Origin of the sequence: Aquicoccus porphyridii, from assembly GCF_008369105.1 — a bacterium.
Taxonomy (GTDB): Bacteria; Pseudomonadota; Alphaproteobacteria; order Rhodobacterales; family Rhodobacteraceae; genus Aquicoccus; species Aquicoccus porphyridii.
On record NZ_VINQ01000015.1, the window covers coordinates 38,227 to 60,357 of the forward strand.

At 63.3% G+C, this 22,131-nt stretch carries 26 protein-coding genes; 9 read left to right on the forward strand and 17 right to left on the reverse strand.

The window, feature by feature from the left end:
* Positions 1-2 precede the first annotated feature (2 nt).
* The 5 genes from FLO80_RS16510 to FLO80_RS16530 all read right to left on the reverse strand — a co-directional run bounded on the left by FLO80_RS16510 (position 3) and on the right by FLO80_RS16530 (position 3,981).
* Positions 3-1,460 (reverse strand): efflux RND transporter periplasmic adaptor subunit, encoded by a 1,458-nt coding sequence (locus tag FLO80_RS16510; protein WP_111367743.1) that lies wholly within the window; start codon positions 1,458-1,460, stop codon positions 3-5.
* Between the two features lie 130 nt (positions 1,461-1,590).
* Complete coding sequence (locus tag FLO80_RS16515; protein WP_111367741.1) at positions 1,591-2,034, reverse strand: NUDIX hydrolase; 444 nt, start codon at positions 2,032-2,034, stop codon at positions 1,591-1,593.
* Positions 2,031-2,573, reverse strand: a complete 543-nt coding sequence (moaB, locus tag FLO80_RS16520) for a molybdenum cofactor biosynthesis protein B (RefSeq protein WP_111367739.1) — start codon at positions 2,571-2,573, stop codon at positions 2,031-2,033. The genes FLO80_RS16515 and moaB overlap by 4 nt, the downstream gene beginning before the upstream one ends.
* A gap of 2 nt (positions 2,574-2,575) precedes the next feature.
* Entirely contained in the window at positions 2,576-3,181 is a 606-nt protein-coding gene (locus FLO80_RS16525) for a metallophosphoesterase family protein (RefSeq protein WP_111367737.1), read from the reverse strand.
* Positions 3,178-3,981, reverse strand: a complete 804-nt coding sequence (locus FLO80_RS16530; protein WP_111367735.1) for a uracil-DNA glycosylase — start codon at positions 3,979-3,981, stop codon at positions 3,178-3,180. The genes FLO80_RS16525 and FLO80_RS16530 overlap by 4 nt, the downstream gene beginning before the upstream one ends.
* 309 nt (positions 3,982-4,290) lie before the next feature.
* On the opposite strand from FLO80_RS16530, the gene FLO80_RS16535 reads away from it, so the two are divergent.
* The 6 genes from FLO80_RS16535 to plsY are packed head-to-tail and all read left to right on the forward strand — an operon-like array spanning position 4,291 to position 8,649.
* Positions 4,291-5,250, forward strand: coding sequence for an aspartate carbamoyltransferase catalytic subunit (locus FLO80_RS16535; protein ID WP_111367733.1), 960 nt, complete (start codon positions 4,291-4,293; stop codon positions 5,248-5,250).
* Complete coding sequence (locus tag FLO80_RS16540; RefSeq protein ID WP_111367731.1) at positions 5,247-5,798, forward strand: hypothetical protein; 552 nt, start codon at positions 5,247-5,249, stop codon at positions 5,796-5,798. Before FLO80_RS16535 ends, FLO80_RS16540 begins: the two co-directional genes overlap by 4 nt.
* Positions 5,795-6,271, forward strand: coding sequence for a hypothetical protein (locus FLO80_RS16545; RefSeq protein ID WP_111367729.1), 477 nt, complete (start codon positions 5,795-5,797; stop codon positions 6,269-6,271). Before FLO80_RS16540 ends, FLO80_RS16545 begins: the two co-directional genes overlap by 4 nt.
* An 8-nt stretch (positions 6,272-6,279) precedes the next feature.
* Complete coding sequence (locus FLO80_RS16550) at positions 6,280-6,741, forward strand: hypothetical protein (protein WP_111367727.1); 462 nt, start codon at positions 6,280-6,282, stop codon at positions 6,739-6,741.
* Positions 6,742-6,769: 28 nt separating this feature from the next.
* Positions 6,770-8,044, forward strand: coding sequence for a dihydroorotase (pyrC, locus tag FLO80_RS16555; protein ID WP_111367725.1), 1,275 nt, complete (start codon positions 6,770-6,772; stop codon positions 8,042-8,044).
* Positions 8,044-8,649, forward strand: coding sequence for a glycerol-3-phosphate 1-O-acyltransferase PlsY (plsY, locus tag FLO80_RS16560; protein ID WP_111367723.1), 606 nt, complete (start codon positions 8,044-8,046; stop codon positions 8,647-8,649). Before pyrC ends, plsY begins: the two co-directional genes overlap by 1 nt.
* Positions 8,650-8,958: 309 nt before the next feature.
* On the opposite strand, the gene FLO80_RS16565 is transcribed toward plsY, so the two are convergent.
* Genes FLO80_RS16565 through FLO80_RS16575 form a run of 3 tightly spaced genes read right to left on the reverse strand, consistent with a single transcriptional unit; the run spans position 8,959 to position 11,639 of the window.
* Entirely contained in the window at positions 8,959-10,329 is a 1,371-nt protein-coding gene (locus FLO80_RS16565) for a glutamate--cysteine ligase (RefSeq protein WP_111367721.1), read from the reverse strand.
* Positions 10,330-10,389: 60 nt separating this feature from the next.
* Complete coding sequence (locus FLO80_RS16570) at positions 10,390-10,914, reverse strand: hypothetical protein (RefSeq protein WP_111367719.1); 525 nt, start codon at positions 10,912-10,914, stop codon at positions 10,390-10,392.
* Positions 10,911-11,639, reverse strand: a complete 729-nt coding sequence (locus FLO80_RS16575) for a 16S rRNA (uracil(1498)-N(3))-methyltransferase (RefSeq protein WP_111367838.1) — start codon at positions 11,637-11,639, stop codon at positions 10,911-10,913. Before FLO80_RS16575 ends, FLO80_RS16570 begins: the two co-directional genes overlap by 4 nt.
* A gap of 12 nt (positions 11,640-11,651) precedes the next feature.
* On the opposite strand from FLO80_RS16575, the gene ubiA reads away from it, so the two are divergent.
* From ubiA to FLO80_RS16590, 3 genes are read left to right on the forward strand one after another with little or no spacing between them, the layout of a single operon-like run.
* On the forward strand, positions 11,652-12,635 hold the full coding sequence (gene ubiA / locus FLO80_RS16580; RefSeq protein ID WP_246156711.1) for a 4-hydroxybenzoate octaprenyltransferase: 984 nt from the start codon (positions 11,652-11,654) through the stop codon (positions 12,633-12,635).
* A gap of 59 nt (positions 12,636-12,694) precedes the next feature.
* The gene (locus FLO80_RS16585; RefSeq protein ID WP_111367717.1) at positions 12,695-14,623 is read left to right on the forward strand and encodes an OmpA family protein; all 1,929 of its coding nucleotides are present in this window, start codon (positions 12,695-12,697) and stop codon (positions 14,621-14,623) included.
* Positions 14,610-14,933: a hypothetical protein gene (locus FLO80_RS16590; RefSeq protein WP_111367715.1), complete on the forward strand. Its 324-nt coding sequence runs from the start codon at positions 14,610-14,612 to the stop codon at positions 14,931-14,933. The genes FLO80_RS16585 and FLO80_RS16590 overlap by 14 nt, the downstream gene beginning before the upstream one ends.
* Here FLO80_RS16590 and FLO80_RS16595 read toward each other — a convergent pair.
* From FLO80_RS16595 to FLO80_RS22910, 9 genes are all read right to left on the reverse strand, one after another.
* Positions 14,920-16,071: a winged helix-turn-helix domain-containing protein gene (locus FLO80_RS16595; RefSeq protein ID WP_111367713.1), complete on the reverse strand. Its 1,152-nt coding sequence runs from the start codon at positions 16,069-16,071 to the stop codon at positions 14,920-14,922. The two genes, FLO80_RS16590 and FLO80_RS16595, sit on opposite strands and share 14 nt — an antisense overlap.
* Before the next feature lie 64 nt (positions 16,072-16,135).
* Entirely contained in the window at positions 16,136-16,429 is a 294-nt protein-coding gene (locus FLO80_RS16600) for an SCP2 sterol-binding domain-containing protein (RefSeq protein WP_111367711.1), read from the reverse strand.
* A 74-nt stretch (positions 16,430-16,503) separates the two neighbouring features.
* Positions 16,504-16,944, reverse strand: coding sequence for a molybdenum cofactor biosynthesis protein MoaE (locus FLO80_RS16605; RefSeq protein WP_111367709.1), 441 nt, complete (start codon positions 16,942-16,944; stop codon positions 16,504-16,506).
* A 1-nt stretch (position 16,945) separates the two neighbouring features.
* Entirely contained in the window at positions 16,946-17,191 is a 246-nt protein-coding gene (gene moaD, locus FLO80_RS16610) for a molybdopterin converting factor subunit 1 (protein WP_111367707.1), read from the reverse strand.
* A complete protein-coding gene (gene pgsA / locus FLO80_RS16615) occupies positions 17,191-17,862 on the reverse strand; it encodes a CDP-diacylglycerol--glycerol-3-phosphate 3-phosphatidyltransferase (protein ID WP_111367705.1) in 672 nt (223 codons plus the stop codon). The genes moaD and pgsA overlap by 1 nt, the downstream gene beginning before the upstream one ends.
* Before the next feature lie 176 nt (positions 17,863-18,038).
* Positions 18,039-19,916 (reverse strand): excinuclease ABC subunit UvrC, encoded by a 1,878-nt coding sequence (uvrC, locus tag FLO80_RS16620; protein ID WP_111367703.1) that lies wholly within the window; start codon positions 19,914-19,916, stop codon positions 18,039-18,041.
* A gap of 312 nt (positions 19,917-20,228) precedes the next feature.
* Positions 20,229-21,011 carry an SDR family oxidoreductase gene (locus FLO80_RS16625; protein ID WP_111367701.1) on the reverse strand — a complete coding sequence of 261 codons (783 nt, stop codon included), beginning with the start codon at positions 21,009-21,011 and terminating at the stop codon, positions 20,229-20,231.
* The gene (locus tag FLO80_RS16630) at positions 21,008-21,964 is read right to left on the reverse strand and encodes a calcium/sodium antiporter (RefSeq protein ID WP_111367699.1); all 957 of its coding nucleotides are present in this window, start codon (positions 21,962-21,964) and stop codon (positions 21,008-21,010) included. Before FLO80_RS16630 ends, FLO80_RS16625 begins: the two co-directional genes overlap by 4 nt.
* A 2-nt stretch (positions 21,965-21,966) precedes the next feature.
* On the reverse strand, positions 21,967-22,128 hold the full coding sequence (locus FLO80_RS22910) for a hypothetical protein (RefSeq protein WP_188078318.1): 162 nt from the start codon (positions 22,126-22,128) through the stop codon (positions 21,967-21,969).
* Positions 22,129-22,131: the final 3 nt, after the last annotated feature.

A 22,131-nucleotide genomic window follows, 5' to 3' on the forward strand; every position in this document is an offset into this window, starting at 1 on the left:
GATCAGCCCCCCATGCGCGCTTCGATGCGCGTGACCGTCTCGGCGGGGACTTTCGGTTGCGCAAGCTCTGCCAGAATGCGGCTCTTGACCGCCTCCGGCATCCGCCCGTTATCCTCGACAAAAGCGACAAGCCGCGCCCGCCGCTCCTCGCTCAGTTCAAGCATCTCGGGTTCGCTCAAAGCCTCGGCCGGACCGCTGCGCAACGGGCGCACCTTGATCCCCGGCCCAAGAAGCGGCGTCCGGTGGGTCACGACCTCGCGCCCGGCAAGGCCCTCGGCCCGGATCACGATCTCATCCCCCTGCCGCCGCAACAATTCGACCTCGACCCGTTCAAGCCGCCCCTCGTCATCCAGCGCCAGAACATCGCCCGCCGATCCAAGCGCGCCCGAAGGCAACACGATCACCCCGTCGAGCGGTGGCTCGACGATCTCGACCGTGACGAAATCACCCGGCTTGAACTCCCGTGCCCCGTCCAGTCGCGCGAACAAAAGCCGCCCGGTCTGGCCTTCGCCCACCGCCGCGCTATCGCGGACAAGCTGTCCCTGCGCGGTCACATCAATGCCGAACACGTCGAGGATCGCCCGCACCGGCGCCCGGCGCAAACGACCCTCATCTCCCAAAAGCCGGACATAATCGCGGGTCGACACCCGGAACGCCACCTCAAGCGCGGTTTCGTCGACCAGTTCCGCCAAAAGCGTATTCGCCGACACCAACCCACCCTCGACAAGGTTCACCCCGCTCAGCGTGCCGGTAAACCCGGCGTGGATTTCCATATCGGCCAGCCTGCGTTCGGCCTCGCCCAGCGCGATCCGCGCCCGGGCCTTGCGCGTTTCGGCGTTGTCCACCCGCGCTTCCGCCTGTGCGATCGCTTGCCGCCGCGTGAGAACCGCCGCGCGCGCGGCACTCGCGGCGAGTTCGGCGGTTTCCACCGCCGCATCCGTGCCGACACCGCGCTGGCGCAGATCTATCTGTCGTTGCAGGGCGCGTTCGCGCAGCACCACCTGCTCTTCCGCCGCCGCCAACTCGTCGCGGGCGAGATCGAGCCCGCGCGCGGCGTCGCGCGCCTCGGCCCGCGCATCCTCTAGGTCGCTCGCGGCGCGGTCCCGCGCATCCTGCGCATCCGCCGGGTCGATCCGCACCAGAAGCGCACCCTCCTGCACATGGCCGCCCTCGACGAAATCATCGGACAATTCGATCACCCGGCCACCCACCGCCGCGCGAATGTCCAGAGTCCGGCTGCTCTTCACTTCGCCATAGGAGGTCAGGACCGGCGCAACCCGCCCGGCTTCGGCGCGCATCACCCGGACCGCGAACTCACGCTCGCGACTTTGCGGCACCCGCGCCTCGCGCGCCATGCGCGCCTCGACCGCCTGTTGCAAGGTGTATCCGGCATAGAAAAGCACGCCCAATGCCAGCGAGAACAGAAAAAGCCCGGTCAGGCTCTGGCGCAGAAATCGCATCGTTTCATACCTTCGAAATCCGCCGTTACGTCCCGACGGTCAAGTCTATCGTGGCCCCGTGAATTGCCAAGCCCGTTGCCACATCACGATTGTCTTACGTGCGACTGCCCCGCTTCCGTCGCTTGCCGTCTCAAAAATCTTCCAGTTCCAGAAGGATACCGCGAAAATTCTCGATCAGATCGAACTGCGCCACCTGCGACCGGGTCAGAAAACCGAACCCCGCCCCTTCGCTCAGCGTGACATCCCCCGTCTCGACACGCCGATCAAGCGTGAAGACATGCACCACCCCGTCGATCCGGGCCTGGCTTGCGAACATGACCAGCGGATGCAAGGCGTCGGCCGTGATGTCGATCCCGGTTTCTTCGCGAAACTCCCGCCGCGCCGCCAACTCGGGCGTCTCGCCCGGCTCGATACCGCCCCCGAACAGGCTCCATTTGCCGGGCGCCACGATCCCCGCCGCATCGTCGCGAAGCTGCATCAGCACCCGGCCCTGCCGGTCACGCGCCAAAACCGCCGCCCCGCGCCACCCCACGGGGTCCGGCAGCGGGCCGACAACGCGAAACCCGCCGCTCATTTCCGCCTCAGATGCTCGTCCAGCCGCGGCATGATCTCGACGAAATTGCAGGGGCTGTGACGATAGTCGAACTGCCATTGCAGGATCTCGTCCCATGCGTCGCGACAGGCCCCCGGGCTTCCCGGCAGGGCAAAAAGATAGGTGCCCCCCGCAACGCCCCCTGTCGCCCGGCTCTGCACCGCGCTGGTGCCGATCTTCTGCATGCTCACCATGGTAAAGACCGTGGCAAAGGCCTCGATCTCCTTTTCATAGACATCGCGATGCGCCTCGACCGTGACGTCGCGCCCGGTCAACCCGGTGCCGCCGGTCGTAATGATCGCGTCCACATCGTCGCGCGCGATCCATTCGCGCAATTGATCGGCGATCTGGTCGCGCTCGTCGCGCACGATCATCCGGTCGGCCAGTACATGCCCCGCCGCCTCGATCCGCCCGACCAACACCTCGCCCGAACGGTCTTCGCTCATGTCGCGCGTATCCGACACGGTCAGAACCGCGATCCGCACCGGCAGGAAATCCTTGCTCTCGTCGATCTTTCCCATGCCTAGATCCCCGCCTCGAACTCGAACCAGTTGACCACCGGGCCGAGGTTGACCACCTCGCTTTGCCCGATCTTGCCCCGCTCGCCCCAGCATTCGTGCACATGCCCACACAGGACAAGCCGGGGCTGCACCCGCTCTATGGCCCCGCGCACCGCCACGGAGCCGACCGAAATCCCCGTCGATGTCCGGTCAACCACGCCCTTGGGCGGCGAATGGCTGATCAGGATATCGGCGGCCTCGCAGGCAGCCAGCATCGCCTCGGCCTCGTCTTCGCCCAGGTTGCAGGACCAGTCGCCAAAGGGCGGCGGCGGCACCGCATACCCGAGCCCGAAAAGGCGCAGCCCGCCGATCACATGCCCCTGCCCGTGCAGCACCACCGCGCCCTTTGGCGCGTCCCGGCGCAATTCCTCGGCGCTCTCGACATTGCCGGGCACCAGAACCATGGGCGCCGCGATCCCGTCCAGCACCGACAGGATATCGCGCAATCCCTGCCGCATATGACAGAAATCCCCCGCCCCGATCACCAGGTCGGCGCCATCCGCCGCCTCGGCCACGGTGCGCATCGCCTTTGCACTCGCATGCACATCGGAAAACCCCAGCACTCTCATGACCCGGTCTCCAATCTCGCCCTCAAACTCAACAAATCGGCCCAGGCTTCGCGCTTGGCCCCCGGGTTTCGTAACAGATAGGCGGGGTGAAACATAGGCAGCGCCGGACGGCCAAATGCCTCGGACCATGTGCCGCGCAGCCGCGTGATCCCGCGTTGGCCCAGCACCGCCTGACAGCTCGTGTTGCCCATCACGACAAGGATATCAGGCGCGGCCAGTTCCACATGCCGCCCGAGAAAGGGCAGCATCATGGCGATCTCTTCGGGTTTCGGATCGCGGTTCTGCGGCGGGCGCCACGGCATCACGTTGGTGATATAGACCGCCTCTCCCTCGCCCGCCCGCGCCATGCCGATTGCCGCCAGCATCCGGTCGAGCAACTGCCCGGCGGCACCCACGAAAGGCCGCCCTTCGCGATCCTCGTCGCGCCCCGGCGCCTCGCCGATGATCATCACCCGCGCGCCCGGCTGACCGTCGGCAAACACAAGCTGGCGCGCGCCACGCTTGAGATCGCAAAGCTCATAGGCGTCCATGGCGGCGCGCAACGCGACAAGGTCGGTCGCCGCCTCTGCCGCCTCGCGCGCAACGGCCACCGGGTCGCCCCGCTCCGGCTCGGGCAATGGCGTGGCTTGCACCGGGGCGGGTGACGCCGGTTTTTCCGGTTTTGCCGCATCCGGTCCCGTCACCTTTTCAGGCAGGCCATACCGCACCACCGGGGCATCCCCGATCGCCTCGTCCGCGCCGAGCTCGATCTGCCATTCGAGGGCCGCCCGCGCCGCGTGATATCCCATGTGCGATTCCATTGCGGTAGCCTAGCGCAACCCCGCGCCGGCCTGAACCACTCATTCGCCATGCCACGGCCTGAGGTATTGCGCCGCGCTTCGCGCGTCGCGGCGGGGCCTCGCTGACGCTCGGCCCGGCCGGGTTGGCCCCTATGCGCATGACTTTCGGGCATCGCGCAATCCGCCACCGTCGAATTGAGTATTTTCACCAAGAAAGAGACAGGCGGGCAGACCCCGACGCATCATCTGCCGCATCGGCTGGACACCCACCTGTGCGCTTCCTATAACCGGGCGGATCATGCGAGGCCCGCTTGCAAGGGGAGTAAGGCCATGAGCTTTCCACACCGTCACCTTCTGGGCATCGAGCCGCTCGCGCCCGCCGACATCACCACGCTGCTGGATCTGTCCGATCAATATGTCGACCTCAACCGGTCGGCGCGCAAGCACACCGAAACCCTTGCCGGTCTGACCCAGATCAACATGTTTTTTGAAAACTCGACCCGCACGCAGGCCAGTTTCGAGCTGGCCGGTCAAAGGTTGGGCGCGGATGTGATGAACATGGCCATGCAGGCCAGCTCGATCAAGAAGGGCGAGACGCTGATCGACACGGCGCTTACGCTCAACGCCATGCATCCCGACCTGCTGGTCGTGCGGCATCCGCATTCCGGCGCGGTCGATCTCTTGTCGCAGAAAGTGCGCTGCGCGGTGCTCAACGCAGGCGACGGGCGCCATGAGCATCCCACGCAGGCGCTTCTGGATGCGCTGACCATCCGGCGCGCCAAGGGGCGGCTGCACCGGCTCAGCATCGCGATCTGCGGTGATATCGCGCATTCCCGGGTGGCGCGCTCGAACATCCTGCTGCTGGGCAAGATGGAAAACCGCGTCCGGCTGGTCGGCCCGCCCACGCTCATGCCCGCGCGGATCGGCGAATTCGGGGTCGAGGTCTATGAAGACATGCGCGAAGGCTTGAAGGATGTCGACGTGGTGATGATGCTGCGCCTTCAGCGCGAGCGCATGGATGGCGGCTTCATCCCGTCCGAGCGCGAGTATTTCCACCGTTTCGGCCTCGATACCGAGAAGCTCGCCTTTGCCAAGGAAGACGCGATCGTGATGCATCCCGGTCCGATGAATCGGGGCGTCGAGATCGACGGCGAAATCGCCGACGACATCAACCGGTCGGTCATCCAGGAACAGGTCGAGATGGGGGTCGCCGTTCGCATGGCGGCGATGGACATCCTCGCCCGCAACCTGCGCGAAGCGCGCGCGCGGGAGAGAAAGGTCATGGCGTGACCCCCACCAGCACCGAGATCAGGTCCAGCGAACAGGGTGTGGTACGCCTTTTCGCCGTCGATCTGCCCCCGGACGAGGCCGCCCACTTCAACCGGCGCAACGGCACATGGCCGCTGCGCGCGGCACTCGGGGCGGATTGGCTCGACCCAGACCACCTGCTGTTTTTCGACATTGCCGATCTCGAAGGAGTCGGCCTGACGGAGTATCTCGCCGAAGGGCACGGCATCGGGGCCGAGGAACTCGCCCCCCTGCGGCAACGGCTCGACGGGATGAAGGGCCATGCGCTGATCGTCACCTCGCGCGCCTTCGGTGGCAGGGCGCAGACGATCAAGCCGCGCGCGCCCCTGCGCCTCGTCGCCACGCTTCATGAGGACCGACCGCCGGTGATTTTCGAGCGCCTGCCCTCCGACGCCGCCACCCGCCCGGGCGCGGCGACAACCGGGGACAGCGCGACCACGCCCGCAAGACCGGGCCGCAAGCGCCGCCTGATCCTCGCGCTCCTGGTGCTGGGACTGGTCGCGTTGACGCTGCTGGCGGTGCTCACATGACCCTCGAACCACACCACCCCGGCCCCCAGACCCCGCTGGTCGCAGGCGAAACCGTGCTCGCCATGTGGCGGCCGCGGTTCTGGCTCTTTGCCCAGCGCGCCCTGCTCCTGGGGTTCGTGACCGCGCTCGGGCTCTCCGGGTTCGGCTTCCTGATCTGGTGGCAATGGCTTCTGGCGCTGCCGGTGCTGACGCTGGTCTATGTCTTTGTCTTCGACGATTATGCCACATGGGTCCGGCGCCGCGGCGATTGCTGGTATCTGACCGACCGCCGCCTGATCTACGAGAGTGCCGACACCCCCGGGGAACAGGCCACCGTGCCGCTCTCGGGGATCGCGTGGATGCGCCCGTGGTTCTGGTGGAGCCTGCGCATCGGCCTGACCGGCGGCACCGCCACCACGATCCGCTTTGTCCCGGGCCCGCGCGATATCCGCCGCCGCATCGAGGCGGCCCAGAACCAACCCCAGGCAAATTGAGAACCCTCATGCCCGACCCCTCCGCCGACCTGCGCTACGCCAACACCCCCTCGACCCCGCTGGCCGATGGCGAAGAGGTGCTGCTCAGCTTCCGCGCCGACCGCCAGACCTATGTCCGCGATCATGCCTCCATGGCCGCCATCGCGATGGCTGCGGGCATGGTGATCCTCTGGGCGCTGGGCAATCCGCATGTCTGGACCGGCGCCATCGGCGGGCTGGGTGCCATCGCCCTGCGCGGCTGGTATGTCGCCTCGGACGAGCTGGCCGTGCGCTGGGATCTGACCGATCGCCGCCTGCTCGGCCCCGGCACGCGCATGGTCGGCCTGCGCGAGATCAAGCATATCAACACCTTCCTGTCGGCGGTCCAGATCGTGACCGTGACGGGCGACAAGCACCTGATCAAGTACCAGTCCGACGCCCATGCAACCAAGGCACGGATCGAACGGATCGCGGCCGGGGGACGGCCGTGACACCAACGCATAATCAAAGGCACCGCCGATGAAGACCCTTCTGACCAATGCCCGCCTGATCGACCCCGAGGCCCAGACCGACACGCCCGGCTGGCTGCTGATCGACGGCACCGCGATCGGCGCGACCGGCCCGTCCGGCGCGGGCGAACCCGCCGCCGATCACATCGTCGACTGCGACGGCAAATGCCTCGCCCCCGGCATCGTCGATATCGGCGTCAAGGTCTGCGAACCCGGCGAACGGCACAAGGAAAGCTATCGTTCCGCCGGGCTTGCCGCCGCGGCGGGCGGCGTCACCACCATGGTCACGCGGCCCGACACGCTCCCGGCCATCGACACGCCCGAAGTGCTCGAATTCGTCCGCCGCCGCGCGAACGAGGCGGCGCCGGTCAATGTCCTGCCCATGGCCGCGCTCACCAAGGGCCGCGAGGGCCGCGAGATGACCGAGATCGGCTTCCTGCTCGACGCGGGTGCCGTGGGATTCACCGATTGCGACCGGGTCATCTCCGACACCAAGGTCTTTTCCCGCGCCCTCACCTATGCGCGCAGCCTCGGCGCGCTGGTCATCGCCCATGTGCAGGAACCGATCCTTTCGGCGGCGGCCTCGGCCACCTCGGGAAAATTCGCCTCGCTGCGCGGGCTGGCCAGCGTCACCCCGATGGCCGAACGCATGGCGCTCGATCGCGACATCGCGGTTCTGGAAATGACCGGCGCGCGCTATCACGCCGACCAGATCACCACCGCCCGCGCCCTGCCCGCCCTCGAACGGGCCAAAAGGAACGGGCTCGACATCACCGCGGGCACCTCGATCCATCACCTCACCCTGAACGAAATGGACGTGTCCGACTACCGCACCTTCTTCAAGGTCAAACCGCCGCTCAGGTCCGAGGATGACCGCTTCGCCACGGTCGATGCCGTGCGCTCGGGGCTGATCGACATCATCTCCTCGATGCACACGCCGCAGGACGAGGAAAGCAAGCGCCTGCCCTTCGACGAGGCCGCGAGCGGCGCGGTCGCGCTCGAAACCTTGCTGCCCGCCGCCCTTCGTCTCTTTCACGCCGACCAGCTCAGCCTGCCACAACTCTTCCGCGCCCTTGCGCTCAACCCGGCGAAACGGCTCGGCCTGCCCGCGGGGCGGCTGGCACCCGGCACGCCCGCCGATCTGGTGTTGTTCGATCCCGACAAGCCCTTCGTGCTCGACCGTTTCAAACTTCGGTCGAAATCCAAGAACACACCGTTTGACGGCGCGCGCATGCAAGGTAAGGTGCTGATAACCTTTGTCGGCGGAGAAAAAGTGTTCGGCTGATGCCCGTGATCGAGACCAGTTTGACCACCCTCGCCCTCTGGGCGGTGATCGGATACCTTTTCGGGTCCGTGCCCTTCGGCCTGCTGCTGACCCGCGCGCTGAAACTGGGCGATCTGCGCAAGATCGGCTCGGGCAATATCGGCGCGACGAACGTGCTGCGCACAGGTAACAAGCGCGCGGCGGCGCTGACGTTGATTCTCGATGGCGGCAAGGGGGCGGTCGCCGTTCTCGCCGGGCGCGCCATCGCGGGCGAGGATGCGGCGCAGGTCGCGGCGCTCTTCGCCTTTCTGGGCCATTGCTATCCCGTCTGGCTCGAATTTCGCGGCGGCAAGGGCGTGGCCACCTTCCTTGGCATCCTGCTGGCGCTCGCTTGGCCCGTTGGCATTGCCGCCTGCCTGACATGGCTTGCCACCGCCGTGATCGCCCGCATCTCGTCGCTTTCGGCGCTGGTTGCGGCGGGCAGTTCGACCATCTGGATGCTGGTGCTGGGCCATGGCACCGCGTTCTTCCTCGGGATCGCGCTGACGCTTCTGATCTTCTGGCGGCACCGCGCCAACATTTCGCGGCTGCGCACCGGGACCGAACCCCGGATCGGGCAGAACTGAGTCGTGGCCGCAGGCGGATGGCGCGTCAGGGTATGTCGCGTTTGATCGGCTCAGCCCCCCTTCTCGTTGGTTGTCCGTCCAAGCCGATTCGACACCGGCCCAGGCGACGTGAAACCAATCAAACGCGATATAATCCCTAACCCAACAGAAACCCACCGCGCGCTGCCGAATTAACCCTTTGGGCCGTTTTCGGCAGATGAATCCTCCGGCAGCCGGGAGTCAGACGCAAAACAGCCGGGAATCATACGCCGATTCCGGGCCGAAATCCGTTTAGAAAGGTTAATTTCGCTTAACCTTTCGTTTACGGATTCAGTAGGCGTAGCCCTCGTAGATCCGGCTCAGATCGCCGTTCCACTCGACATGATAGAGATCGAGAAGCTCGTCGGCCGGGGCCTTCCCATCGGTCACGCTGTCCTCCAGCGCGTGCAGGAAATGGCGCTCATCGGGCACCATGCCGCCCGCCCCGGGCCGGGCCCGGGCCCGCAGACCCTCGCGAGAAATCTCAAGCGTTTGCCGTGCCAGATCGCGCATGTTGATGTCGCCCACCTGCGCATGCAGCCCGTCCTTGCCGGCCGCCACGCGCAGCGCCTCGCGGGTCTCGGCATCCCAGCCCTTGACCAGGTCCCACGCCGCATCGAGCGCGGTCTGGTCATAGGTCAGCCCGACCCAGAAGGCGGGCAGCGCGCACAGCCTGCGCCACGGGCCGCCATCGGCGCCGCGCATCTCGATGAATTGCTTGACCCGCGCCTCGGGAAAGATCGTGGTCAGATGGTCGGCCCAGTCGCTCAGAGTGGGCGTCTCACCGGGCAGCGCGGGCAGCTTACCCTTTAGAAAATCACGGAAACTCTGGCCCAGCGCGTCGATGTACTTCCCGTCGCGATAGACGAAATACATCGGCACATCGAGCGCGTATTCGACCCAGGCCTCGAACCCGAATCCTTCGTCGAAGACAAAGGGCAACATGCCCGTGCGCGCCGCGTCGAGATTCTGCCAGATATGCGCGCGCCATGATTTCCAGCCATTCACCTTGCCTTCGAAAAACGGCGAGTTGGCAAAAAGCGCCGTGGCCACCGGTTGCAGCGCCAGCGCCACGCGCATCTTCTGGACCATGTCGGCCTCGGTGGAGAAATCGAGATTCACCTGCACCGTGCAGGTGCGATACATCATCGCCGTGCCCAGCGTGCCGACCCGGCCCATGTAATCGGTCATCAGCTTGTAACGCCCCTTGGGCATCATCGGCATCTGCTCATGCGCCCATTCGGGCGCCGCTCCAAGCCCGATGAAACCGACACCCACCTTGTCGGCGATATCCTTAACATCCGCTAAGTGTTGGTTAACCTCGTCGCAAGTCTGGTGGATCGTCTCCAGCGGCGCCCCCGAAAGCTCCAACTGCCCCCCCGGCTCCAAACTCACATTCGCTCCATCCTTTTGTAATCCAACGATATTTTCGCCTTCATACAGAGCTTCCCACCCACGCAGATCGCGCAAACCTTCCAACACCGCCAGAACCGAACGCTCCCCACGGTAAGGAATGGGTAAATGTGTATCCTTACAATACCCGAACTTCTCATGCTCGGTGCCAATTCGCCAGTCCTGCTTGGGTTTGCAACCTTCAGCGAGATACTCGGCAAGTTGTTCATGGCGTTCGATCGGACCGCCGCCGGATTGGGGAATGGACATAGGAATTTTCTCCGATCTGTTCGCACATCAACGAAGGAGTGCTGCGAATGAAGGAAAGTGTCAATGCAGCCGCGCGACCCGTTCTTGCCAGATTACGAAGTTTTCCGGCTTTCGTGCGGCCGACGCTGCGATCACTTTCTGGTAATGTGCGCCGGGAAACTGCGCCAGCGCATCCAGGAGTCGTTCAGCCCCCGCCGCCGAAGCGGGAATTCGTACCTTCTGACCTTCACGATCGGTGAATATCCACAGGATTTCGCCACGCTCTTCATCCCCCAACGCCTCAATCTCGATTCGCGCAATCAATGACAGCGGCACGACAATGCCCCCCTCGGGCAGGAAATAGGTGAGCTGTGCCTCGTCAAGCTCGACCACCCCGACTCCGCCGCTGCGCGGCCTGATCCGCGCCCGTTGCAAGCCTGTAATCAATAGTGCAAACCCGAGCAAAAGAACGGGCCAGCCGATCCACTGAATTATGCCGATACCGCCAAACGCCCAATTCGCGCCCAGCCCCGTAACAAGCGCGCCAACCAACACCTCGCGCCAGCGCCAGATCGCCGCGCGCGCCTCGGGCCGCACGAGGTTCATAGCCAATCCCCCAATTGTGCCTGCCATACTGTTATTGCCGCCACCACAGCAGTATCGGCTCGCAGGATGCGCGGCCCCAAAGCGACCGGATGGGCACCGTCCATCGCCGCGATCCGATTTCGTTCGGCCTCGGAGAATCCGCCTTCCGGCCCAATCAGGATCGCCCATGACTGCCCAGAAAATCTATCGGGAAGGACAAATGCCCCTCCCGCCAACGTCTCGTCGCAAAACATCAGATGCCGACCTTCCGGCCAGTCGTTCAACACCTTGTCCAAACGTTCAAGCGGCGCGACCTCGGGCACGAACGTGCCACCACATTGCTCGGCCGCCTCGATCGCGTGGGTCTGCAACCGGTCCTGCCGAATACGTTCCGAATTGGTAAAATCCGTCTGCACCGGCAAGATCCGCGCCGCACCCATCTCGGCGGCTTTCTCGACGATGAAATCGGTTCTTGCCTTCTTGATCGGGGCAAAAAGCAGCCACAAATCCGGCGGATCGCGTTGCGGTGCACTCTGTTCAACACAGGACAAAACGCCGCCACGCTTACCCTTCTCGACCACCTCAGACCGCCATTCCCCATCCTGGCCGTTGAAAAGCAACACTGCATCTCCATGGCCAAGGCGCATCACGCCGAAAAGGTAATGCGCCTGCGCCCGGTCCAAAGGAACGGTTTGCCCTTGGCCCAAGGGGTGCTCTACATACAATCTAATCTTTGCCGTTTTCATGGACCCGACAATATGACCGCACCCGAGAATACGCCAGAGCCCAACCACAAGGTTGGCGATGCCGTGGCAGACGCCGTAAAGGATAATTGGGTTGACCGGATCGCCCCCGTCGCAACCCGCCCCTACTTCCGGCTTTCACGTGCTGATCGGCCGATCGGAACATGGCTGCTTTTGTTGCCGTGCTGGTGGGGTCTCTTGCTCGCCATGTTGCATGACGGGCAGGCCCGCTGGTTCGATCTGTGGATATTTTTCGCCTGCGGGCTGGGGGCGTGGCTTATGCGCGGGGCAGGTTGCACATGGAATGACATAACCGACCGCGACATCGACGGTAGTGTCGAGCGCACCCGGTCGCGCCCGATACCTTCCGGGCAGGTTTCAGTGAAGATGGCGTTGGCCTGGATGGTGGCACAGGCACTCGTGGCCTTCGTTATTCTCTTGACCTTCCCTGTCAACGCCATCCTTCTGGGTATTCTGGCGCTTTTGCCGGTCGCCATCTACCCCTTCGCCAAACGCTTCACATGGTGGCCACAGATATTTCTCGGCCTCGCTTTCAACTGGGGGACACTGTTGGCGTGGACAGCGCATACCGGTACTCTCGGGACACCGGCAATCATCCTCTATTTCGCGGGGATTTCATGGACGCTTTTCTATGACACTATCTATGCACATCAAGACAAGGAAGATGATGCCCTGATCGGCGTGAAATCAACGGCACGCCTGTTCGGGACGCAAACACCGATCTGGCTTCGTCGCTTCCTGATCGGCACGGTTACACTCATGGGGCTGGCGATTATCGCGGCGATGATCGGCCAGCGAGGCAACCCGCTGGCGCTCCTTATAGCGCTGTCCGGGGCCTGCGTCATGGGATGGCATATGGTGTGGCAAATTCGCATGCTTGATATTGATGACAACGACAAGCTTCTCATGCTGTTCCGCTCCAATCGCGATACCGGGCTGATCCCTCTGCCGTTTTTCGCCGTCACCCTATTCCTTTGATTGCACCTCGGGGCAGCAGGGCCTAGAGAACGGTCAGGGTTTCCAAACTTCGGTCCGAGATGCGCCTGTCTTCAATCTTCATCATTGCTGGTACGTTCCTTGCGGCGGCTATCGCCAGCCTGTTCGCGGCCAGCTTTGCCGTGACCATGATCGAGGAAAACTCTGAAATCGATGTTCGGCGCTCGCTTGATGACCAGGGCCTGACATGGGCCGAGGTCCATGCCGACGGGCTTCGGGTCTTTTTGACCGGTACGGCACCCAGCGAAGCATCGCGTTTTCTTGCCGTGAGTTCCGCGGGAAGTGTGGTTGACGCCGCTCGGGTGATCGACCGCATGGACGTGCAAGCCACCAAGGGCATTACGCCACCACGATTTTCCATCGAGATATTGCGAAATGATGCGGGCATTTCGCTAATCGGGCTTATTCCGGCCACGACCGATCGTGATGACATCCTTGAAAAACTGGAGGACATTGCAGGGAATGGGAACGTGGTCGACCTGCTGGAAACCGCAGATTATCCGCATCCTCCCGAATGGGATGCCGCCCTGCAGTTCGGGTTGGAAACGCTGGAGGATCTGCCCAGATCAAAAGTCTCGATCGACGCCCAGCGGGTTGAAATCACGGCAATGTCAGACAGCCCCGATGCCAAACGCAAACTGGAGGCCGACCTCGCCCGTGCCGCGCCGCGTGGCCTTGGACTTGTCCTCGACATCTCGGCACCCCGCCCTGTCATCACGCCGTTTTCATTGCGTTTCGTAGTTGACGAAAACAGTGCCCGGTTTGACAGTTGTTCCGCCGATACAGAGGCTGCGCGCGATCAGATCATTGCCGCCGCCCGGGCCGCCGGCATGGCAGGCAAGGCCAACTGCACTATAGGCCTTGGCGTGCCGTCCCCCAATTGGGCCCGCGCCGCCGCACTCTCCATCGCCGCCCTGGACAGGATCGGAAAAGGCTCTGTCACCTTCTCGGATGCGGACATATCGCTCGTGGCGGCCGAAGGCACCGATCAGTCGCTTTTCGATCAAACGGTCGGTGAGCTCGAAACCACCTTGCCAGAGGTGTTCACCGTTCACGCCGTTCTGCCACAAACCGCTGAAAACGGCGATTCAGGCCCACCCGAATTCGTGGTGACACTTTCGCCCGAAGGCCTTGTTCACATGCGCGGGCGTATCAGTGACGAACTGCTGCGCCAGACAGCCATCAGTTTCGCAAGGGCACGCTTCGGGTCCGACGTGGTCCACAATTCCGCTCGCATCGACGACTCGCTTCCAAGAGGATGGGCAGTGCGGGTGCTGGCCGGAATCGAAGCTTTGGCACAGCTTTCAAACGGTGCGGTTACCGTGTCCCCGGATCGGATCGTGGTCAGAGGCAACACCGGGAACTCCGACGCCAGTGCGGGAATTTCCCGGCTGTTGTCGGACAAGCTGGGCGAGGCGTCGCGGTTCACCATAGATGTCACCTACCAGGAACAGCTCGATCCGGTGGCAAGCGTGCCTACACCCGAAGAATGCGGCGCACAGATCGAGGCTGTTCAGGCAGAGCGCAAGATCAGCTTTGAGCCCGGTTCTGACACGATCGACGCAGGCGCACGCAAGACGCTGGACGATATCGCTGACATCCTCAAGAAATGTGGCCCCATAAGGCTCGAAATTGCAGGACACACGGACAGTCAAGGGCGGGAAGTGATGAACCAGCAACTCAGCCAGGCCCGGGCACAATCGGTTCTCAACGGTCTGCGCGAGCGGCGCGTTCTTACATCGACCTTCACCGCCGTCGGCTATGGCGAGACCCAGCCCATCGCGGACAACGGCACCGAGGAAGGCCGCGAGGCCAACCGCCGGATCGAGTTCCGCGTCGTTCTTCCCGAACCGATCGAAGAGACGGAAACCACATTGGAAAGCATCGAACAGGACGTCGCTGCCGATCCCGAGACGGAAGCCGATGACACGGCTTCGCAAGACGAGGACACCCCGGATGACGAGAATTGAATTCATCATTGCAACGGCAATCATCCTGTTTGTCGCCTTTTGCATGGGATGGTTTGCCAATTGGCTCATTCACCGTTTCACGCGGGTGGCGCGCTCGGATATCGAAGAGCTGGAGAAGATGTCACAGGAATTGCACGAAGCCGAGGAAACGCGCGATCAGGCCATCACCTATCTGCAGCAGCGAGAGGCCGAGTTGACCAATCAGATCGCGCAGACCGAGGCCGAACTTGCCGCGGCCATGGACGGGCTTCGCGATGCGCGACATGAGGCGGAAACGCTGCGTGCGCAGCTTGACTCTAGGGGCGCCTGATCTCGGTCGCGCCGGTCAGCCGCGAAAGCCGCGAGAGTTCCGCCGAAAGCCTTTCGTCGCGGGCAGATGACCAGACAACACCCGGCTCAACCCACATTTTATCAAGTGAAATCAGGTTCTTCTTCCGATCGGCCCTGACCTCGACGCGCCCCACGAACCTGTCACCTTCGAGAAGTGGGAAGACATAATACCCCCATTGCCGCTTGGCCGCAGGCACGAACATTTCAACCCGGTAGTCAAAACCGAAAAGCCGCTTCAAGCGGGCGCGGTCCCGAATCAAGGGATCAAACGGGTTGAGAATGCGCAGACGCGACGTGGGTTTCGCCAGCCGGGCCAGCCGCGTGTCGATATCCGGTTCGGCCCATGCTTGCGCCACGGTGCCATCGGCCCCTTCGATTTCAAGCGATACCAGGTTCTTCCTGTTGCGCTCGATCCAGGCGTTAACCTCGCGGCTGTCCATGGCCTCCCAGAACCGCTGGATTTCACCCGCGGTTGCAAAACCGCAGCGCCGCAGCGCGGCCCGGCACAGCCAATCGACCTGCTCCGCGTCATCAATCTGGGCCTGCAGACGTTCGGGCGGGAACACCCGCTCGGCGAGATCATAGAACTTGGTAAAGTTACGCCTATGCGCGGTGGCGAGTTCGCCAGCATACCACATGTAATCGAGGGCGAGCTTGTGCGGCGGGCGTTGCCACATCTTCCTCGGGCCGTTGATCCGAGTGTCGAAATCATGTGTTGAAAGCGGCCCCTCGCGTTCGATCCTCGCCTTTATCTCGGCCCGCCCTGCCGCATCGGGCATCCCCTTCCACCACGATGCATTCCGAATCCGCGCGGCCCGGCGGCGAAACTGGCGTTGCCACATCGGCAGGAATTCCATCGGTAAAAGGCTGGCATCATGTGTGAAATGCTCGAATATTTCTCGCGATTCTAATAGGTTACCGAGCATCGGTTCGCGATAATTCTGGTTGCGCGACCACAGAATGTGATGATGCGCCCGCGACACGACCCGGATCGCGTCAAGCTGAACAAAGCCCAGATTGCGGATCACGCCCGCCAGGTCAAGCGGCCCCGTCGGTGTTCGTGAAAGCCCTTGCGCCTCGATCCAGAGCCAACGGGCCATACGATTGGAAAGCCTCATGACATCACCATCTTTGCCCTGATTGCTTTGCTCCGCTACGCCGCTGGCAAGATCCGCTCGGCCCTCACGCGCCCGTCAGGATCGCACTGACCTTGAGCGCGCGCTGTGGATTACCCTCCACCTTCAACTTGCCGGTCATATAGGCCATCACCGGGTTTTGCGACCCCTCCATGATGGCGCGAAACACCGCTTCCTTGGCCTCTAGTGTCACGTCCGCCACGCCGTCACCCACCCGCGCGCCGTCAGCATCCATCATGATCGATCCCTCGCCTTCGAGGATCAGTTTCGCCGTGCCCTTGAGAACACCCCGCACCCTTGGTGCCAATACCTCGGTGAAGTCCTGCAAGATGTCCGACATAACACAATCCATCCCATATGATGCGCATGTCCTTACCGATCCGGTCACGGCACGCAATCCTGTCCCGGCGTCACCTACCAACGGCCAAGGGCATCCTCATCCTCGTGCCGCGGCGCGACCCAATCCGTTCCAGAGCGCGTGATTTCCTTCTTCCAGAAGGGCGCGCGGGACTTGAGATAGTCCATCAGGAATTCCGCCCCCTGAAAAGCGTCTGCGCGATGCGGTGCGGCGGTGGCGACCATCATGATCATTTCGCCGGGACGCATCGCCCCGAATCTGTGGACAATCAGAACGTCCCCGAGTTGAAAACGGGTTAATGCCTCGTGCGCGTGCTCTTCGAGCGCCTTTTCGGTCATGCCGGGGTAATGCTCGATCTCCATCGAAACGAGGCTGCCCGCAGCATCGCGGACGATTCCGGTGAATGTCACGACGGCCCCCATCCCGCCCTGACGCTGGGCGAATGCCTCGGCCTCGGCGCCGAAATCAAAGGGGTCGGATTGCACCCGGATATCCATCTCAACCCCCTGTCATCGGGGGAAAAAATGCCACTTCGCGCACGCCATCCAGCGGTGCGTCGAAATCGGCCAGTTCCTGATCGAGTGCCACGCGTAGGGCCGACAGATCGGCGAAGGCGGCCGCGTATCGGTCCTCGCGGGCTTTGAGTTCGGCGACGAGTTCGGCGACAGTACGGGCCTTGGTTTCAATGGTTTCTCGTGGCAGGCCAATCCGTTCGCGGACCCATGCGAAATAAAGCAGTTGCATCAGTGATCCTCGCGCAGAAAGGGCGTTGATTTCCTGAGATAATCCCAGCCGGTAAGAAGCGTCAGGACGGCTGCGAACCACAACAGGATCACACCCAGGTTGCCGGCCCAGATCATGCCTTCGTATTTCCAGCGCAGCCCTTGGGTATCCTGTGCCGCCCCGGAGATCATCCCTTCGATCATCGCGTCATCCATCCCCCAGGACGACATGACGAGATAATGTTCGAACACACCTTGTGAAAAAAGCACTGCAATTGCAATCATTTGCACGGTTGTTTTCCACTTGGCCATCGGTGTCACGGCCAGCGTTCCCGCGGTGTCGCCGAGGAATTCGCGCAGGCCTGAAACGAACACCTCGCGAAAGATGATCACGGTCGCGGGCAACACAATAAGTGGTGTCCAGCTGGCGTCGCTATACCCGATGATGGTGGCGAGCGCGATCAGGACCATGGCCTTGTCGGCGATCGGGTCGAGCATGGCGCCGAGCTTGGTTTCCTGCTTCCATGCCCGGGCGAGATAGCCGTCGAACCAATCGGTCACGGCCGCGAAAACGAACAGCATGAGCGCGACCCAATCGGCGTAAGGCCTTGTAAAATATAGAAACATCACTGGAACCATCGGCGCAGCGATCAGACGCAGAAGCGTCAGGATATTGGGGATCGTCCATCTCATCGCGCCGTTTCTAGCCGGGATTCGAACGCGAGGGAAGGCACCGCGCACCATGGTTAACGCAGGCAGGCGGCAAAAAATCGGGGGGGTGACTCCCGGCTGCCGCCCGGCTGCCATCCGGCTGCCGGGGAATCCGGTCGAATTTAACGAGTCATGAGGTTAACGCGGCGCGCGCCGCCTCAGCCCGCGTCGTGGAAGAAATCATAAATCTTCTCGGCGAGGCTGTCGGAAATCCCCTCGACCGCCTTGAGATCGGCAAGGGCGGCACGGCTCACCGCCTTGGCGCTGCCGAAATGCGCCAGAAGCGCGCGTTTGCGCGTCGCGCCGACGCCCGGCACGTCGTCGAGCGGCGTCGCGCCCACCGCCTTGGACCGTTTGGCACGGTGGGCGCCGATGGCAAAGCGGTGCGCCTCGTCGCGCAGGCGCTGGATGAAATAGAGCACCGGGTCGTTGTGCCGGAGCGCGAAGGGCCGCGCGCCGGGGCGGTGAAACTCTTCCTTGCCCGCGTCGCGGTCGATGCCCTTGGCGACGCCGACCATCGGAATGTCGGCAACGCCCATCTCGTCCATGATCTCCTTGACCGCCGAAACCTGCCCGGCGCCACCGTCGATCAACAGAAGGTCGGGCCAGTGGCCTTCGCTACGGTCGGGGTCATCCTTGATCAGGCGTTTGAAACGGCGGGTCAGCACCTCTTTCATCATGCCGAAATCGTCACCGGGGGTGAGGTCGTCGCCACGGATGTTGAACTTGCGATACTGGTTCTTCATCATCCCATCCGGTCCGGCGACGATCATCGCGCCGACCGCGTGGGCGCCTTGGATATGCGAGTTGTCATAAACCTCGATCCGGGCGGGCGGCGCGTCGAGGCCGAAGGCGTCGGCCAACCCCTTGAGCAGCCTGCCCTGAGTCGCGGTTTCGGCCATCTTGCGAGCCAGGCTTTCGCGGGCGTTCCGGGCTGCGTTGCCGACCAGCTCGGCCTTTTCGCCCCGTTGCGGCACGAGGATTGCGACCTTGCGCCCGGCCTTGTCGGACAGCGCCTGCGCCATCAGGTCGGCATTTTCGAGCGGGTGGGACAGGAGGAGTTGTTTCGGCGGTTCCTTGTTGTCGTAAAACTGGCCGATGAACGCTTCGAGCACCTCGGCGGCCTCGATCTCGGACGAGCCCACGCGCGGATAGAAATCGCGGTTGCCCCAGTTCTGCCCCGCGCGGATGAAGAACACCTGCACACAGGCCTGCCCGCCATCGAGATGGAGCGCGATCACGTCGGCCTCGGAGGTGCTGCGCGGGTTGATGCCCTGCGCCGTCTGCACCTGTGTGAGCGCCTTGATCCGGTCGCGCAGGGCGGCGGCGCGCTCGAACTCCATCGCGTCCGATGCGGCCTGCATGTCGGCGGCGAGATTTTCCTGGATCTCGGTCGAGCGCCCCGAGAGATAGCGTTCGGCATCGCGCACCGATCGGGCATAATCCGCCTCGCTTATCTTGCCGACGCAGGGCGCGGTGCAGCGCTTGATCTGGTATTGCAGGCAAGGGCGGGTGCGGCTTTCGAACATCGCGTCCGAACAGTTGCGCAGCAGGAACACGCGCTGAAGCTGGGCCAGCGCGCGGTTGACCGCACCGGCACCGGCGAAGGGACCGTAATAGCGCCCCTTTTCCTTTTTCGCGCCGCGATGTTTCTTGATCATCGGGAAGGGGTGATCGGTGACGAGGATATTGGGAAAGCTCTTGTCGTCGCGCAAAAGCACGTTGTAGAGCGGTTTCAACTGCTTGATGAGGTTCTGTTCGAGGAGCAGCGCCTCGGTTTCGGTGCGCGTGGTGAGGAACATCATCGAGGTGGTTTCACGGATCATCCGGGCGATGCGCGCCGAATGGCCCGTGGGGCGCGCATAGCTTGACACGCGCGCCTTGAGGTTGCGCGCCTTGCCGACATAAAGCACGCGGTTTTGCGCATCGAGCATCCGGTAAACGCCCGGCGACGCGTCGAGCGTTCTGAGATAGCCCGCGATCACCCGGTGGCCGGGAACCTCTTGTTGCGGGGTGTCTTCTTCATGGTCGCTCATCGCGGTGACTCTTCGATTCCCTCGGGTGCGTTCGGGATGGCTGCAATCTTATTGCCCATTCGGCAAGAGAAAACATGTCCACGATTCTTGTGGATAAGTCTGGTGGTATCTTTGGGTCAGCGCGGAATTTTCCTTGTTTTCGGCCTGCTTCGCTGGATTGCCTAAAAAATAGGCGGATATGCAAGCTGTTGTTATCCAACAATATTTTTTTGACCATATTGCAAAATATTGATAACATTAAACTTTTTGTAACGCATTCGTAACACATTCGTACGCGGTGCAAAACTTTGACCGGATGCGCGCGGGGCGGGTCTATTCCGGGCCCAGAATATCCGGCGTCTGCCATCCAAGGTGCTGGCCGCCATCGACGCAGAGAAGCTGTCCGGTGACCGCCGGGGCGTCGATGAAATAGCCCAGCGCGGCGGTGATGTCCTCGGGGTTGGAGCCGCGTTCCAGCACCGTGCTGGCGCGTTGGCGGGCGAAATGCGGCTCGCTCTGACGTGCGCCGATGAGCGTGGGGCCGGGACCGATGGCATTGACGCGGATATCGGGGGCGAGCCCTTGCGCGGCGGTGCGGGTGAGCGCCCAGAGCCCCATCTTGGCGATGGTGTAGGAGGCAAATTCGGGGGTGAGCTTGCGCACGCGCTGGTCGATCATGTTGACGGCAAGGGCGCGGGCGCGCGGCTCGCCGCGCTTGTCCGTCTCGGCGCGCGGCGCCTGTTCGGCGAAATGCTGGATCAGCACGAAGGGCGCGCGCAGGTTCGTTTCGATATGCCGGTCCCAGCTTTCACGGGTGCCGGTGCGGATCGTGTCATGTTCGAAGATCGAGGCGTTGTTGACCAGCAGGGTGAGTTTCTGCCCCAGCGCCTGCGACGCCTCGTGGACCAGGCTGCGGGTCTGGGCCTCGTGCAGCAGATCGGCCTTGAGACATGCGGATTTGTGGCCCGACGCGGCGATCTCGTCGGCGACGGACCGGGCCATCTCGGCGTTGGAATGGTAATGCACCGCCACGTCAAAGCCACGATGCGCAAGATAGAGCGCCATGGACGCCCCGAGCCGCGTGGCCCCGCCGGTGACGAGTGCCGCACCGCTCATGTCAGCACCAGTGCGATATAGGCCGCGTAAAGCGCGGTGAGGCCGATGCCCCAGATCCGCGTGATGTCGCGGCCCAGAAAGACGAACGGGATGATCAGCAGCGACGCGCCCAGCATCACCCAGAGGTCAAAGCGCAGGAATTGCGGATCGACCGGGATCGGGCCGATCAGGGCGGCAACCCCGATGATGGCCAGCAGGTTGAACATGTTCGAGCCGATCACGTTGCCCAGCGCCACGTCGGCCTGACGGCGGATCACCGCCATGACGGTGGTGGCCAGTTCCGGCAGCGAGGTGCCAACGGCAACGAGGGTGAGACCGATGACCGATTCCGAGACGCCATAGCGGCGCGCGATGCTGCTCGCCCCGTCGATCAGCAGATCGGCCCCGAGCGGCAGCCCGACAAGGCCCAGCGCGAGGAAGACGAGGATCTTCCACCACGGCATGTCGGGGTCGGCGCCTTCGACCTCTTCCTCGTCCAGAAGGGCGGCGGCGGCGGCGGCGTCACGGCGGTGGCGTTGCGCATGCAGGAAGGAATCGCCCAGCATCAGCGCCAGCCCGGCCAGAAGCACCAGCGCCGCGATCCAGTCGAACACCCCGCGAAAAGCCAGCGCGATGAAGAGGAGCGAGGCGGCGATCATCATGAGATAGGTCTTGCGGCTGTCGCATTCGGAGGTGTGCATCACGGCGATCAGCGCCGGAACCCCTAGCACCAGCAGGATATTAGCGGTGTTCGAGCCCACCACGTTGCCGAGCGCGATGCCCGGCGCGTTGGCCAGGATCGCCTGGATCGAGATCAGAAGCTCGGGCGCGGAGGTGCCAAAGGCGACGATGGTCAGCGACACGATCAGCGCCGGAATCCCCACCCGGAGCGCAAGGTTGACCGCCCCGCGCACGAGGCTGTCCCCCGCCAGAAGCAGGATACCGAGGCCCAACATGGCGAAGACCCAATCCATGCCTATCCTTTCTTTTCACAATTGCAGGTCTTGCCGATGCGGAACCGGCCGCATTTCGGACAGCGTTTCGCGTCGAGCTGTTTCTTGCCCGGCACGCGCAGTTTGCCGAACATGCCAAGCACCGCGATGAAGACGAGGAAGAGGAGGACAATCTTGGCGATCATGGA

Excerpts from the sequence above, each read along its gene's own strand:
- FLO80_RS16625 (WP_111367701.1), bottom strand. The coding sequence starts at position 21,011 with ATGAGCGGTGCGGCACTCGTCACCGGCGGGGCCACGCGGCTCGGGGCG.
- FLO80_RS22910 (WP_188078318.1), bottom strand. The coding sequence starts at position 22,128 with ATGATCGCCAAGATTGTCCTCCTCTTCCTCGTCTTCATCGCGGTGCTT.
- FLO80_RS16575 (WP_111367838.1), bottom strand. The coding sequence starts at position 11,639 with ATGAAAACGGCAAAGATTAGATTGTATGTAGAGCACCCCTTGGGCCAA.
- FLO80_RS16570 (WP_111367719.1), bottom strand. The coding sequence starts at position 10,914 with ATGAACCTCGTGCGGCCCGAGGCGCGCGCGGCGATCTGGCGCTGGCGC.
- FLO80_RS16600 (WP_111367711.1), bottom strand. The coding sequence starts at position 16,429 with ATGTCGGACATCTTGCAGGACTTCACCGAGGTATTGGCACCAAGGGTG.
- FLO80_RS16605 (WP_111367709.1), bottom strand. The coding sequence starts at position 16,944 with ATGGATATCCGGGTGCAATCCGACCCCTTTGATTTCGGCGCCGAGGCC.
- FLO80_RS16630 (WP_111367699.1), bottom strand. The coding sequence starts at position 21,964 with ATGGATTGGGTCTTCGCCATGTTGGGCCTCGGTATCCTGCTTCTGGCG.
- FLO80_RS16595 (WP_111367713.1), bottom strand. The coding sequence starts at position 16,071 with ATGAGGCTTTCCAATCGTATGGCCCGTTGGCTCTGGATCGAGGCGCAA.
- pyrC (WP_111367725.1), top strand. The coding sequence starts at position 6,770 with ATGAAGACCCTTCTGACCAATGCCCGCCTGATCGACCCCGAGGCCCAG.
- FLO80_RS16565 (WP_111367721.1), bottom strand. The coding sequence starts at position 10,329 with ATGTCCATTCCCCAATCCGGCGGCGGTCCGATCGAACGCCATGAACAA.
- FLO80_RS16590 (WP_111367715.1), top strand. The coding sequence starts at position 14,610 with ATGACGAGAATTGAATTCATCATTGCAACGGCAATCATCCTGTTTGTC.
- FLO80_RS16515 (WP_111367741.1), bottom strand. The coding sequence starts at position 2,034 with ATGAGCGGCGGGTTTCGCGTTGTCGGCCCGCTGCCGGACCCCGTGGGG.
- moaB (WP_111367739.1), bottom strand. The coding sequence starts at position 2,573 with ATGGGAAAGATCGACGAGAGCAAGGATTTCCTGCCGGTGCGGATCGCG.
- plsY (WP_111367723.1), top strand. The coding sequence starts at position 8,044 with ATGCCCGTGATCGAGACCAGTTTGACCACCCTCGCCCTCTGGGCGGTG.
- FLO80_RS16545 (WP_111367729.1), top strand. The coding sequence starts at position 5,795 with ATGACCCTCGAACCACACCACCCCGGCCCCCAGACCCCGCTGGTCGCA.
- FLO80_RS16510 (WP_111367743.1), bottom strand. The coding sequence starts at position 1,460 with ATGCGATTTCTGCGCCAGAGCCTGACCGGGCTTTTTCTGTTCTCGCTG.
- FLO80_RS16525 (WP_111367737.1), bottom strand. The coding sequence starts at position 3,181 with ATGAGAGTGCTGGGGTTTTCCGATGTGCATGCGAGTGCAAAGGCGATG.
- ubiA (WP_246156711.1), top strand. The coding sequence starts at position 11,652 with ATGACCGCACCCGAGAATACGCCAGAGCCCAACCACAAGGTTGGCGAT.
- FLO80_RS16585 (WP_111367717.1), top strand. The coding sequence starts at position 12,695 with ATGCGCCTGTCTTCAATCTTCATCATTGCTGGTACGTTCCTTGCGGCG.
- pgsA (WP_111367705.1), bottom strand. The coding sequence starts at position 17,862 with ATGAGATGGACGATCCCCAATATCCTGACGCTTCTGCGTCTGATCGCT.
- moaD (WP_111367707.1), bottom strand. The coding sequence starts at position 17,191 with ATGCAACTGCTTTATTTCGCATGGGTCCGCGAACGGATTGGCCTGCCA.
- FLO80_RS16550 (WP_111367727.1), top strand. The coding sequence starts at position 6,280 with ATGCCCGACCCCTCCGCCGACCTGCGCTACGCCAACACCCCCTCGACC.
- uvrC (WP_111367703.1), bottom strand. The coding sequence starts at position 19,916 with ATGAGCGACCATGAAGAAGACACCCCGCAACAAGAGGTTCCCGGCCAC.
- FLO80_RS16530 (WP_111367735.1), bottom strand. The coding sequence starts at position 3,981 with ATGGAATCGCACATGGGATATCACGCGGCGCGGGCGGCCCTCGAATGG.
- FLO80_RS16535 (WP_111367733.1), top strand. The coding sequence starts at position 4,291 with ATGAGCTTTCCACACCGTCACCTTCTGGGCATCGAGCCGCTCGCGCCC.